Here is a 12966-nt window from a genome sequence, read left to right on the forward strand (position 1 = left end):
GTGGTGGCGGGGGCGGGCGTGGCGCTGATCCCCAGCTTCCTGATCCGGCCGGAGCTGGAATCGGGCAGTCTGGTCATCCCGTTCGATCGCCCCTTGTCGAGCGAGCAGGCCTATTATCTGGTCTATCCCACGGGGCTTGGCGGCCATCCGGGACTGGCACGGTTCCGCGCCTGGATGCTGGCGAGCGCGGGCGCGGAATAGGCGCCCGCGCTAGGGTGCCTAGTTCTTCTTCGGCATGCAGTCCGCGCCGGCGGCCTTGATGCTGCTGCACAGGCGCGAGGCGTCGGCGCTGCTGGCGATCGGTCCGGCCTGAAGGCGGGTCACGCTGCCGGCCTTGACCAGATAGGGTTGATAGCCGGAGAGGCCGCTGACCTTGCGGGTCAACTGGCTCCACAGCGCACGGGCGCGGCCTTCGTCGCCGAACGCGCCAAGCTGCACGCGCCAGTCGCCGGCGGCCGGTGCCGGTATCCTGGACGGCGCGGGCTTGGGTGGCGTGGGCTTGGATGGAGCCGGTTTTGCTGCCTCCGGTGCCGGCTTGGGCGCGACCGGCTGCGGCTTGGCGACCGCGACCTGGGTCACGGGTGCGGGAGCTGGCTTTGCTGGTGCCGGGGCGGGAGAAGTCGGGCGGGGCTGTGCCGCTGTCGCGGGTAGGGTCAGGCTGGCGCTGGCCAGGCTCTTTTCCTGCGCCTCCATCGACGAGGCCAGGGCAAGGCCCTGCTTGCGCTGGTCGGCGGGGATATATTTGTCCATCTGCTGCAGGCTGGTGGTTGCCTGTGGCAGGCCGGAGGCGGAGGCGCGGGTCATCATCGCATAGGCGCGGACCCAGTCCTTGCCGACCATGTCGCCGTTGAACAGGGCGGTGCCGACAATATATTGCGCGCGGGTTTCGCCTCGGGCGGCGGCATGCTGCAGATAGGGCATGGCCCCGGCGCGATCGCCCTGCTGGAACATCAGCAGGCCCAGATTATCTTCCGCACGGGCGTGGCCCTGCGCCGTTGCCTTGCGATACCAGTCGACGGCGCTGTTGAGATCGGCCGGAACGCCGCGGCCAAGCTTGTAGGCCTGGCCCAGATTGAACTGCGCATCGGGATCGCCGGCATTGGCGAGTGGGCGCCATTCGGCGATCGCCTTGGCATAATCGCCCTGCTGCCAGGCATCGACGCCGGCCTTCACATCGGCAAGCGCCGGCAAGGCGGCCGTCAACAGCGTGCCGAACGCAATGGCTCCCCAGATAGGCTTCATATCCATGCTCCAGACCGGAATATTCGTCCGGCACTATCGTCAAACAAGGTTAACGTCTTCTTAGCATTGCCGGATCCATGATGTGAAACCGGGGATAGGTGATCCTCAACAAGGTTGCCAGACCAGTTAACCGAATTTTAGGCGGCGCCATGCCAAATCGTTTCGGAACTGGATTTACCTGGGGGAAGGCGCGTGCGCATATTGGCATTGGCATCGCAAAAAGGCGGATCGGGCAAGACGACCCTGTCCGGTCATCTGGCCGTACAGGCGCAGTTGGCCGGGGCCGGTCCGGTCGTGCTGATCGACATCGATCCCCAGGGCTCGCTGGCCGATTGGTGGAACGAGCGCGAGGCCGAATATCCCGCCTTTGCCCAGACCACGGTTGCGCGGCTGGCCGCCGACCTCGAAATCCTGCGCCAGCAGGGGTTCAAGCTGGCCGTCATTGATACGCCGCCGGCGATCACCATGGCGATCCAGAGCGTGATTTCGGTTGCCGAACTGATCGTCGTGCCGACCCGTCCGAGCCCGCATGACCTGCGCGCCGTCGGTGCCACGGTCGACCTGTGCGAGCGCGCCGGCAAGCCGCTGATCTTCGTCGTCAATGCCGCGACGCCCAAGGCGCGCATCACCTCCGAAGCCGCTGTCGCTTTGTCGCAGCATGGCACGGTGGCGCCGGTGACGCTGCATCATCGCACCGATTTCGCTGCCTCGATGATCGACGGGCGCACGGTGATGGAGGTCGATCCCAAGGGCAAGTCGGCCGCCGAAGTAACGGGCCTGTGGAGCTATATCTCCGATCGCCTGGAAAAGAATTTCCGCCGCACGGTCTTTTCCGTGCCCCAGAACAGCGTCGGCACCGCCGCTGCTTCGCGTCCCGCCGGTGGTGGCTTCGGCCGCCGCGTCGTGCAGTAAGAAAAGGGGGCTATCATGGCTGAAGCCAAACCGATCGCTTCCCTGACGTCCGGCCTGCTGGCGCGCAAGGGCGCCGCCACGCCGGCGATGCGCCGCCCGATGCTGGGCTTTGGTCGCCCGAGCAATGCCGGCATGGTGTCCGACGATCTGGGCTGGAACGACATGGGTTTCGACGTGCCGATGCACGATGACGAGCCTGCCGCGCCGACTGCGCCCGTCGCCACCGGCCTGACGCCGATGAGCACGGTGCTCGCACCGGTTCCGGTCCCGGCGGTCGTGACCGAACGCGAGGAACTGGCCGAGCGCGTGGCGCAGGTCGTTCTGCCCGAGACGGTCGAAGCCGAGCCGGAACCGGCCGAACTGGTGATGGCCGCCAAGCCGATGCGGGCAAAGCCGGCGCCGGTGCGCGCCGCACCGGCCAAGGCGATGGCGGTCGACAACGCACGCAAGGCGGCCTTCACGCTGCGGCTGGATGCGGGCCGTCATCTCAAGCTGCGTCTGGCGGCGGCCGTGACTGGCCGGTCGGCGCAACAGGTTGTTACCGAAGCACTGGATGCTTTCCTCGAAGGGCTGCCCGAGATTGATCGGCTTGCCCAGCAATTGCCGCACTGACGCGGCGATCTTTGATTATAGGTGGGTAAGGTCATGAAACGAACGGCATTTGGCAAGGCGGCCGTTTCCTCCTTGATGGTGGCGACGACGATGGTCGGCTGCACCGGCGCGGCATTCCATCCGCGTTCGGCGGCGGTCAAGCACGCCAATCCAGGCAAGCCGGCCGAGGCGGCAGAAAAGGCGCTGGCCGCTCGCGACGGCGCAAAGGCTGTGCAGGCGGCGGAAGCGGCCGTGCAGGCGGCGCCCGACAATGCGCAATATCGCCAGTTGCTGGGCCGTGCCTATGTGCTGGATGGCCGCTTCGTTTCGGCAGAGACGGCCTTCACCGACGCGATGACCTTGGGCAACCGCGATTCGCGCACCATCGTCAGCCTCGCCCTGGTCGAGGTGGCGCTCGGCAAGAATGACGCCGCGCGCGATCTGCTGGCGGCCAATACCGACAATGTACCGGCGGGCGATTACGGCCTGGCGCTCGCCATGGCCGGTGATCCGACCGAAGGCGTTCGTATCTTGTCCGCCGCGATCCAGGATCCGTCGGCCAATGCCCGCACCCGCCAGAACCTGGCCTATGCCTATGCGCTGGCCGGTCGCTGGAAGGATGCGCGGCTGGTCGCCGGGCTGGATCTGGCACCGCTTGCCGCCAATCAGCGTATCGCCCAATGGGCCGGCATGGCCGACCCGGCACTGTCGCCGCAGCGCGTCGCCGCGCTGATGGGCGTTACCGTCAACGGCGCCGATCAGGGCCAGCCGGCGGTGCTGGCGCTGGCGCCCGCTGCGCCGGATGCCGCACCGGTGGCGCTGGCCGCTGCGTCGACCGAGCCGGCACCGGTACTGGACCTGCCGAGCGGTTCGCCGATCGAGATGGCGGCTGCCGAGCCGGCCCCTGCCGCGCCCGCGCTCAACACCCGGATCATCGAAACCGCCGTGCCGGCGTCCACGCCCGCACCCGCGGTCAAGGCTGCGCCCAAGCCGATGACGGTCCTGGCCGTCGCCAAGACCAAGCCGGCCAAGGCCAAGGTTGCTCCCGCTGCCAGCCCGGCGGCTCGGATGCAGCAGGTTGCCTATATCAAGCCGGTGACCACGGGGGCGAGCGCCTGGGTCGTTCAGCTTGGCGCCTTCAATTCGCCGGCCGTGGCCAAGGAAAAATGGACCAGTATGGCGCGCGTCAACGGACGCATCGCCGCCTTCCCGGTGCTGACCAGCCAGGCGACCGTCAACGGTCGGACCTTCCACCGGATCGCGATCAGCGGCTTTGGCAGCCGTGCGGATGCGCAGACTTTGTGCCAGTCGATCAAGGCGCAGCACGGCCAGTGTTTCGTGCGGGAAGGCGCACCGAACGCGACGCCGCAGCGCTGGGCCGTGGCATCGACGCGCGGTCGTCAGTTCGCATCGCGCTGATCGCACGGCGCCTTCGGGCGTAACCATCACTTCATGCGGGCCGGGCCGAGAGGTGCCGGCCCGCAATGCATTTGCGCGCTGCGCGTGCCGCAATCGTGCGATGCGCTGAATTTCGGATTGTCTGGAGCCAGCCCGGCCTTGCCAAGGGCTGAAATAGTGGCTCCCCGAGTAGGATTCGAACCTACGGCCATTCGATTAACAGTCGAATGCTCTACCGCTGAGCTATCGGGGAGCAGCCCCGCTTGCGCCGGGCAGGCCGCGCATATGCAGCGGCTTGTCCCAAATGGCAAGCGCTGCTTTTGCCATTCCTGAAAAAAATCTGTGCATATGCATGCGCTTGCGGAACGGGCGCATTTTCGTCCTTTCCTGCCGGTTTTTCAGGCTTCGCCGATGTGGATGGCAAGCCAGATGGTCGGCGCGTCCGTATGGGTGACGCGGTGCGGTATGCCCGCGCGAATCAGCCGATGATCGCCCGGTTCCAGGCGATAGGTGCCAATCCCTTCCAGCAGCAGTTCGGCGGTCCCGGCCAGCACCAGCACCCATTCATCCCAATGCTGGACATAGGGGCGCTCCGGCGGTGTGCTGTGGCCGTGGGATATAATCCGTTCGATCCGCACGCCCGGCATCGACACTATATCCTCGAACAGTTCCTCGGCCTCATGTCCGGACGGGATAACGAGCAGGTTGGTCGGCGCGTCGACCGGCAATGCAGGAGGTGGGCATGTCATCGGCGCATGATGCCGATTGGCGGAAAATTGGAAATGGGGGTTTTTACCGGGGCGTCAGCCTGTGGGACGGGGCGTGCCATCTCCGTTGTCGCCGCGCTTGTTGCTTGAAATCCTGTGCCTATCGTGCTGACCATGCGGCCTGGCCGTTCGGCCCAATGTCAGAACAGGGGTTTGATACCGTGACAATGATATCCCGTTTGCTGCTGTCGGCGGCAATGGTGGCGGGCGCGTGCGCCGCGCCGGCAATCGCACAGCCCAAGCAGGTGCTGACCCACGAAACGCTGTGGATGATGAAGCGCGTCGGCGCGCCGGTGGCGAGCCCGGACGGCAAATGGGTGGTCTATGCGCTCAGCGAACCTTCCTATGAGAAGGATGGCGCGGTCAGCGACCTGTGGATCGTGCCGGCCGACGGATCGGCGGCGGCGCGCCGCCTGACCGCGACCAAGGCGGGCGAGGGCGATCCGGCCTGGGCCCCCGACAGCCGCCGCATCGCCTTTTCCGCCAAGCGCGAGGGCGACGATGTCGCGCAAATCTATGTGCTGGACCTGGCCGGTGGTGAAGCCCGCCGCGTAACCAGCATCCCGACCGGCGCGGGCAAGCCGATCTGGCGGCCCGATGGTCAGGCGATCCTGTTCGAAAGCGCGGTCTATCCCGGCGCGATGGACGCCGCCGCCAACAAGAAGACGGCCGAGGAACGCAAGGCGCGCAAATATAATATGCGCGTCTATGAGCATTTCCCGATCCGCTACTGGAATGACTGGCTGGACGACAAGCGGCCGAGCCTGTGGCTCCAGCCGCTGGCGGAAGGTGCGCCGGCGCGCGATATCCTGTCCGCCACCAAGCTGGCGCAGGCCGATGGCTTTGGCGGCAATGCCCAGAGCGACGGCGGCATGACGCTGGCGCCGGTCTGGAGCCCGGACGGCAAGGAGATCATCTTCACCGCCACCACCGAACGCTGGAATGCGGCCCATGCCCGCGTCAATTTCGGCCTCTATCGCATGCCGGCCGACGGCGGTGAGCCGGTGCTGGCGACGCCGACGCCGGGCGAATATGGCGACATGAAGTTTACGCCGGACGGCAAGAGCCTGATCTTCAAATATAATAGCCAGGGCGAGGAGGTGTATGACCTGGCCCGGCTGCATCGTGTCGCCTGGCCGGCGGGCGGCGCGGCGACGCTGCTGACCGGAGCGTTCGATCGCGAGGTGGACGGTTATGCCGTGACGCCCGACAGCCGCAGCCTCTATCTGACCGTGCCCGACGCGGGGATGGAAAATCTCTATCGCGTGCCGGTGAGCGGCGGCACGCCCGAACTGGTGATCGCGCCCAAGGTCGGCGGCTATGCCGGGATCGACATTCCTTCGGATGCCAAGTCGACGCAGATCATCGCCAGCTATGGCAGTTCGGTGAACCCGGCGGAAATCGTGCGGATCGACCCGGCGGCCAAGCGGCACAAGAACCTGACCAACGTCAACACGGCGCTCGCCGCGACGATCGACTGGGCCAGCCCGGAACATTTCTGGTTCACCACCGACAAGGGCCGGCGCATCCACAACATGATCGTCACGCCCCCGGCGTTCGACCCGGCGAAGAAATATCCGCTGATGGTGCTGATGCATGGCGGCCCGGCATCGTCCAACATGGACCAGATCGGCCTGCGCTGGAATTATCATCTGCTCGCCAGCGCCGGCTATGTCGTGCTGATGACCGACTATACCGGCTCGACCGGCTATGGCGAGGCCTTCTCGCGCGCGATCAAGCTCGATCCGTTGCGTGGCCCGGCGAACGAGATCAACCAGGCGGTGGATGAGGCCGGCAAGCGCTATGCCTTCATCGACACGGCCAATGCCTGCATCGGCGGCGCCAGCTATGGCGGCCATCTCGCCAACTGGATGGAGGCGACCACCACCCGCTACAAGTGCATCGTCAGCCATGCCGGCGAAGTCGACCTGCTGACACAGTGGGGCACCAGCGATTTCAACTATGGCCGCGAAGTGGCGAGCGGTGGTCCGCCCTGGGGCAACAGCCCGGTGTGGCGCGACCAGAGCCCGATCACCTATGGCAAGGACTGGAAGACGCCGATGCTGCTGACGGCGGGTGAGCGCGATTTCCGCGTGCCGCTGGCGAACACGCTGGAAACCTGGTCGACCTTGCAGCGGATGCAGGTGCCCAGCCGCCTGCTGATCTTCCCCGATGCCTGGCACTGGATCACCAAGCCGGAGGATAGCCGCCAATTCTACCGCGAGGTGCAGGGCTGGCTGGCCCATTATCTGAAGGGCGCGCCGGAAGTGAAGGGCGGCCCGATCGCCGCCCCCGAAGCGGCCAAGGCGCAATAAGGAAAAAAAGGCCCGGTAGATGAACGACCGGGCCTTTTTCCATCAGTCCTTTTCGACCTGGCTGACGTCACGCACCGCGCCGCGCGCGGCGTTGGTGGTGAGCGCCGCATAGGCGCGCAGGGCAGGCGAGACATTGCGTTTGCGGCCGAACGGCTTCCACGCCTTCTTGCCGCGCGCGACCATCTCCTCATGGCGCCTGGCCAGTTCGGCATCATCGACCAGCAACTGAATGCCGCGATTGGGGATGTCGATCAGGATCGGGTCGCCGGTCGCAACCAGCGCGATCACGCCGCCCTCGGCCGCCTCTGGCGAGACATGGCCGATTGACAGGCCCGACGTGCCGCCGGAAAAGCGCCCGTCGGTGATGAGCGCGCAGGCCTTGCCCAGCCCCTTCGACTTCAGATAGCTGGTCGGATAGAGCATTTCCTGCATGCCGGGGCCACCCTTGGGCCCTTCATAGCGGATGACCACGACGTCGTTCGCCTTCACCTCATTGCCCAGGATGCCCGCGACCGCCGCGTCCTGGCTTTCATAGACGCGGGCCGTGCCATGGAAGGTCAGGATGCTGTCGTCGACGCCGGCGGTCTTCACGATGCAGCCTTCGGGCGCCAGATTGCCGAACAGCACGGCCAGGCCGCCATCCTTGGAGAAGGGGTGTTCGGCGCTACGGATCACGCCGGTCTGGCGATCCATGTCCAGTTCCTTCCAGCGGTTGTTCTGGCTGAAGGCCTGGGTCGTGCGCACGCCGCCGGGCGCGGCCTTGAAGAATTCCTGCACCGCCTCGCTGTTGGTGCGGCTGATGTCCCAGCGGTTGATCGCCTCGCCCATGGTGGTGGCGTGGACGGTCGGCAGGCTGGTGTCGAGCAGGCCGGCGCGTTCGAGCTGGCCCAGGATCGCCATGATGCCACCGGCGCGGTGGACGTCCTCCATATGCACGTCCTGCTTGGCCGGGGCGACCTTGCACAGGCAGGGCACGCGGCGCGACAGCCGGTCGATATCGGCCATCGAGAAATCGACGCCGCCCTCATGCGCGGCGGCGAGCAGGTGCAGCACCGTGTTGGTCGAACCGCCCATCGCGATGTCCAGGCTCATCGCATTTTCGAAGGCCGCATGGCAGGCGATGTTGCGGGGCAGGGCGGAGGCGTCGTCCTGCTCATACCAGCGGCGAGCGAGGTCGACGATGGTATGGCCGGCCTCGCGGAACAGCTTCTCGCGATCGGCATGGGTCGCCAGGATCGAGCCATTGCCCGGCAGCGACAGGCCCAGCGCTTCGGTCAGGCAGTTCATCGAGTTGGCGGTGAACATGCCCGAGCAGCTGCCGCAGGTGGGGCAGGCCGCCTTCTCGATCGCGGCGACTTCCTCGTCGGTGTAATTTTCGTCGGCGGCGACGACCATCGCGTCGACCAGGTCGAGCGCCACGGTCTTGCCGCGAATATCGGCCTTGCCGGCTTCCATCGGGCCGCCCGAAACGAAGATGACGGGGATGTTGAGGCGCATCGCGGCCATCAGCATGCCCGGCGTGATCTTGTCGCAGTTGGAAATGCACAGCAGCGCGTCGGCGCAATGGGCATTGACCATATATTCGACGCTGTCGGCGATCAGATCGCGGCTGGGCAGCGAATAGAGCATGCCGTCATGGCCCATGGCGATGCCGTCATCGACCGCGATGGTGTTGAATTCCTTGGCGACGCCGCCGGCCGCCTCGATCTCGCGCGCGACCAGCTGGCCCAGATCCTTCAAATGGACATGGCCGGGCACGAACTGGGTGAATGAATTGGCAATGGCGATGATCGGCTTGCCGAAATCCTCGTCCTTCATGCCGGTGGCGCGCCAGAGGCCGCGCGCGCCCGCCATGTTACGGCCGTGGGTGCTGGTGCGTGAACGATAATGAGGCATTTTGCGCCGTTCCTGTAATCTTGTTTCCCTGCAATGGCTGCCCCCTACGCCTTTGCGCAAAGGTTGTGAAATATATTATTGAAGCGATATAAGGTCGGAAGGAGACTTTATTGCCATGGACCTTCGCCCGCTGCGTCATTTTCTGGCTGTTGCCGACACGCTGCATTTCGGTCAGGCGGCGCAGCGCCTGGGCATGACCCAGCCGCCGCTCAGCCAGTCGATCCTGGCGCTGGAACGGGAGCTGGGGGGGCCGCTCTTTACCCGGTCGAAGCGCAATGTTGCGCTGACCGCCTTTGGCCGGCAATGGCTGGAGCATGTTCGTCCGGCGGTGGAGGCGGTGAGCGCGCTGCCGGACATCGCCCGTCGCCTGCGCGACGGCAGCGCGGGGCAGATCGGCCTCAGCTTTGTCAGCACCGCCGACTATAGCCTGTTGCCCGCGCTGGTGCGCGATTATGCCGCCCGCTTCCCGGAGGTGGAGATCGCGCTGACCGAGGCGACCAGCGACGTGCAGATTGCCGACCTGATCGACGGGGTGAATGATGCCGGCATATTGATCGCGCCCGATGGCGCGCTACCCGACGCGCTCGCCTATATGCCCTTGCTGCGTGAGCCGCTGGTGGTGGCGGTGCCGGAGGGCTGGGTGGCGGACGATCAGGCGCAGGGCGATCCCTGGCTGGATCGACCGCTGATCCTGTTCCCGCGCCGGGTGGCGCCGGCCTTCCATGATCTGGTGAGCGGCTATCTGGCCGGCCGGGGGCAGCCGCTGCTGATCCGGCAGGAGGCGATCCAGATGCAGACGATCATCAGCCTGGTGTCGGCGGGCATGGGCATCGCGTTGGTGCCGGCGTCGCTGCGCAACCTCGCGCGGACCGGCGTGCGCTATCTCGACCTGCAGGATGCGCCGATCCTGGAGACCGGCCTTGCCTGGCGGCGGGACGATGATGGCGCGACGCTGGCGGGGTTGCTGGGCGTCGCCCGCGCCATGGCCTGAACAGAAAGAGACCCCGTCGCACAAGGGATGCGACGGGGCCGAGGTTCAGGGAGGTGTCACTCCAAGGGGGGAAGAAGTGACAGCCACATCTATAGGTTCGGTCCATGAACCTTATGTGAAGCAAGCAGAAATTTTCTGCGGGGGCGCTTATGCGCTGAAATTCGCCACGTCGGGCTACCAGCGTTCGCCCTGGGTCGAGGCGATGACCGGGCGCTGGTAGGAGGCGTCGTCCCTGCTCCAGTGGGGCTTGAGGAAACCCTTCACATTGGCGGAATAGACCCAGCTCGCATCGGTGTCGGCGGTCATCTCGATCGTGCAGCGACGGGTAAGCAGCCGCCATTCGCCGCCGCGCCGCTCCAACTGGTCGATATAGCGGCCAAAGGCGATCGTCGTGGTCTTGCCATCCTGCCAGAACAGGCCGCCGACCGTGTAGCTTTCGCAATAGGCGGTGTCGCCGTCGATCTCGCACAGATGGTTGGTGATATTGTGGCTGGTCGACAGGAAGAATTTGCCATGGCCCATATTGGCCCGCGCCGCATAGTCGGGCGCGCGGGTGATGATGGGGCCATGTTCGTCCACGCCATCCTCCCACCAGCAACTGTTGATGATGTCGACATCCTGCCGGTCGCGTCCGCGGCATTCGCGCAGGATGCAATCGCGGATCGCCTGCCGGTCCTGCAGGTCGCGCACGGTGGCGCGCAGCGCGGCGACTTCCTGTTCGAGGTCCATCTCCAGCTCTTCCTTTCAGTCCTGCGGCACCAGTTGCACCTGCATCATCTCGCCATTGGGCCCCATCGGGCTGTCATGTTCCTCGACCAGGCAGACGGGGTTGCTGTTGCTGGCGAAGAGTTGCAGTTCGTCCGCTTTGCGGATGTCGAGCATCGCCGGGTCGGACAGCCCCTTCATCGCGGCCTGATAATCGGCCAGGCTGTTCCACCAGATTTCCATGATGCAGTCATAGCCGGGATGGATTACCTCGCCGGTCAGAGGGTTGGGCTGGGGCGTGACATAGCGGCGGACATAGCGCTGGGCATGGGGCAGAGCGGGCTTGGCGCCCATCTTCTGCGACAGGCGCGAATGCTGGTTCTCATAATAGTCCATGAACTGGTCCATGGAGAGGTCGTCACGCTTCCTGAGGAAGACGATCTGCTTGATCATGGCTCTCCTCCCGCGCTCAATATTGCCGTTCGCCGGTGGCGTCCGACGCCTTGAAGCCGTCGATCGGCTCGATCGCCTTCATCATCACCAGCGGGATCAGGCGGTCGGTCGACTGCTGATAGCCGGCATAGGCCGGGAAGACCTGACACATGAAGGCCCAGACCCGGTCGCGTTCCTCGCCCTGCGGCTCGCGCCAGGTCGCGCGGAAGGCCTGGGTCGCGACCTGGAAATCGACCGTCTCGCTGTCGCGGATATTGAGATACCAGGCGGGATGATGGTCGGCGCCGCCCTTGGACGCGACGATCACTACCTCGCCGCCGATATCGCCATAGATGAGGGTGGTGATGAAGGTCTTGCCGCTCTTGCGGCCGGTATAGCGGATCATGCAATGGGTGGTGAAACCATGGCCGCCGACGGCGGTGATGTCCATGATATGGCCCTGCGCCCCGCCCGATCGCAGATACATGTCGCGATGCTCGCTGATCCAGTCCTTGCGCGTGTCGCGGATGGCGGCGGAACTGTCGTCGCTCATGACGGCCTCCTCTCTGTCAACTTCGGTGTAAACCAGCCGGGCGCCCGACGGACCTGAAAAGGGCGTCGCCATGGCGATGCTTGGCCGATCGGGTTAGCGGATGATCCGGTCATATTGCGGCAGCGGCGCGACGCCATAGCTTTGCCGATAGGAGGGCGGCTGGCGATCGCCCGCGTCGCGCAGCCCATAATGTTCGGCCAGTTCCGCGCCGATCAGCGTCTGGCCGGCATGGTGCGCCAATGCCGGATCCTGCGACAGCGCCCAGATGACATGACCGGTGAACTCGGGCGTTTCGACCATCTTTTCCAGATAGGCATATTTGGCCGGGTCCGACGCGATCAGTTGCAGCAGGCGTCCGGTGCGCAGCGCGCCCATCCAGATCGACAGGGCGGTGACGCCGGTATCGCGCAGGTCGACGGCCATGTCGGCGGCCATCTTGTCCTGGCTGACCTTGTGCGCGCCATAGCCGGGGCCATAGACATAATGGGAGGCGCCCGACCCCGATGTGAAGACGATCAGCCCCTGGCCGCGATCGACCATCATCGGCGCGGCATGATAGCTGGCGACATAGGAGCTGCGGATGCCGACGGTGATGATGTCGGCCAGCTTCAGCGGCTTTTCCCAGAAGCGGCCGGGAAAAGTGAGTTCGTCATGGATGGCGGCGACATTATTGACCAATATGTCGATATGCCCCTGTTCGGCGCGAACCCGGTCGAACAGCGCGCGGGTCTGCTCGTCATCGCCATGGTCGACCCGCACGGCGATGCCCTGTCCGCCAGCGGCCGTCACGGCGGCTGCGGTTTCGTAGATGGTGCCGGGCAGCGGGGCGTCGCCGGCCTTTTCCGAGCGCCCGGTGACATAGACGATGCAACCATGCTGGCCGAGCGCGGTGGCAATGCCCTGGCCCGCGCCGCGACTGGCGCCGGTGACGACCGCGACCTTGGGTGTCTGGCTCATCCATTCTCTCCTTGGGGCGCTGGGCTAACCCAAGCAGTCTGTGTCTGGCCATGCAGATGCGGGAGATATCGCTTTGGCGTTAGGGTCCGGACTCAATTGCACCAGAAGGTGAGTGAGGCAGCGAGGAAGACGCCGGCCATGTAATTGGTGGCGAGCTTGTCGTATCTGGTGGCGATGCGGCGCCAATCCTTGAGGCGGCACCAGAGG

13 protein-coding genes, 1 tRNA gene and 1 pseudogene are annotated in these 12966 nt (G+C 65.5%); 6 read left to right on the forward strand and 9 right to left on the reverse strand.

Going from position 1 to position 12966, the window contains the following annotated elements:
- On the forward strand, positions 1-201 hold a 201-nt coding region (locus CG471_RS25960), incomplete at its 5' end, for a LysR substrate-binding domain-containing protein (RefSeq protein WP_257211690.1).
- An 18-nt stretch (positions 202-219) separates the two neighbouring features.
- Here CG471_RS25960 and CG471_RS25965 read toward each other — a convergent pair.
- Positions 220-1248: an SPOR domain-containing protein gene (locus tag CG471_RS25965; RefSeq protein ID WP_099234234.1), complete on the reverse strand. Its 1029-nt coding sequence runs from the start codon at positions 1246-1248 to the stop codon at positions 220-222.
- Between the two features lie 186 nt (positions 1249-1434).
- On the opposite strand from CG471_RS25965, the gene CG471_RS25970 reads away from it, so the two are divergent.
- The 3 genes from CG471_RS25970 to CG471_RS25980 are packed head-to-tail and all read left to right on the forward strand — an operon-like array spanning position 1435 to position 4164.
- Entirely contained in the window at positions 1435-2154 is a 720-nt protein-coding gene (locus tag CG471_RS25970) for a ParA family protein (protein WP_004212248.1), read from the forward strand.
- Between the two features lie 15 nt (positions 2155-2169).
- Entirely contained in the window at positions 2170-2766 is a 597-nt protein-coding gene (locus CG471_RS25975) for a hypothetical protein (RefSeq protein WP_099234235.1), read from the forward strand.
- Positions 2767-2799: 33 nt separating this feature from the next.
- Positions 2800-4164: an SPOR domain-containing protein gene (locus CG471_RS25980; protein WP_180275801.1), complete on the forward strand. Its 1365-nt coding sequence runs from the start codon at positions 2800-2802 to the stop codon at positions 4162-4164.
- A 157-nt stretch (positions 4165-4321) separates the two neighbouring features.
- Here the strand turns inward: CG471_RS25980 and CG471_RS25985 are convergent.
- A tRNA-Asn gene (locus CG471_RS25985) sits at positions 4322-4396 on the reverse strand.
- A 145-nt stretch (positions 4397-4541) separates the two neighbouring features.
- Positions 4542-4892: a cupin domain-containing protein gene (locus CG471_RS25990; RefSeq protein WP_257211691.1), complete on the reverse strand. Its 351-nt coding sequence runs from the start codon at positions 4890-4892 to the stop codon at positions 4542-4544.
- 185 nt (positions 4893-5077) lie between these two features.
- Here CG471_RS25990 and CG471_RS25995 point away from each other — a divergent pair, with 185 nt between their 5' ends.
- The gene (locus CG471_RS25995) at positions 5078-7225 is read left to right on the forward strand and encodes a S9 family peptidase (RefSeq protein ID WP_257211692.1); all 2148 of its coding nucleotides are present in this window, start codon (positions 5078-5080) and stop codon (positions 7223-7225) included.
- Between the two features lie 42 nt (positions 7226-7267).
- Here the strand turns inward: CG471_RS25995 and ilvD are convergent, their stop codons facing one another.
- Positions 7268-9121 carry a dihydroxy-acid dehydratase gene (gene ilvD / locus CG471_RS26000; RefSeq protein WP_099234237.1) on the reverse strand — a complete coding sequence of 618 codons (1854 nt, stop codon included), beginning with the start codon at positions 9119-9121 and terminating at the stop codon, positions 7268-7270.
- A 115-nt stretch (positions 9122-9236) separates the two neighbouring features.
- Here ilvD and CG471_RS26005 point away from each other — a divergent pair, with 115 nt between their 5' ends.
- Complete coding sequence (locus tag CG471_RS26005; protein WP_048936644.1) at positions 9237-10112, forward strand: LysR family transcriptional regulator; 876 nt, start codon at positions 9237-9239, stop codon at positions 10110-10112.
- Between the two features lie 174 nt (positions 10113-10286).
- Here CG471_RS26005 and CG471_RS26010 read toward each other — a convergent pair whose 3' ends face one another.
- The 5 genes and pseudogenes from CG471_RS26010 to CG471_RS31525 all read right to left on the reverse strand — a co-directional run.
- On the reverse strand, positions 10287-10841 hold the full coding sequence (locus tag CG471_RS26010) for a nuclear transport factor 2 family protein (protein WP_099234238.1): 555 nt from the start codon (positions 10839-10841) through the stop codon (positions 10287-10289).
- A gap of 15 nt (positions 10842-10856) precedes the next feature.
- Positions 10857-11270, reverse strand: coding sequence for an EthD domain-containing protein (locus CG471_RS26015; protein WP_099234239.1), 414 nt, complete (start codon positions 11268-11270; stop codon positions 10857-10859).
- 16 nt (positions 11271-11286) lie between these two features.
- Complete coding sequence (locus CG471_RS26020) at positions 11287-11802, reverse strand: nitroreductase/quinone reductase family protein (protein ID WP_010338973.1); 516 nt, start codon at positions 11800-11802, stop codon at positions 11287-11289.
- A gap of 93 nt (positions 11803-11895) precedes the next feature.
- Complete coding sequence (locus CG471_RS26025) at positions 11896-12759, reverse strand: SDR family NAD(P)-dependent oxidoreductase (protein ID WP_099234240.1); 864 nt, start codon at positions 12757-12759, stop codon at positions 11896-11898.
- A gap of 92 nt (positions 12760-12851) precedes the next feature.
- A pseudogene (locus CG471_RS31525) lies at positions 12852-12966 on the reverse strand (IS5/IS1182 family transposase); the annotation flags it as partial.

Origin of the sequence: Sphingobium sp. IP1 (assembly GCF_002708645.1) — a bacterium.
Classification (GTDB): domain Bacteria; phylum Pseudomonadota; class Alphaproteobacteria; order Sphingomonadales; family Sphingomonadaceae; genus Sphingobium; species Sphingobium yanoikuyae.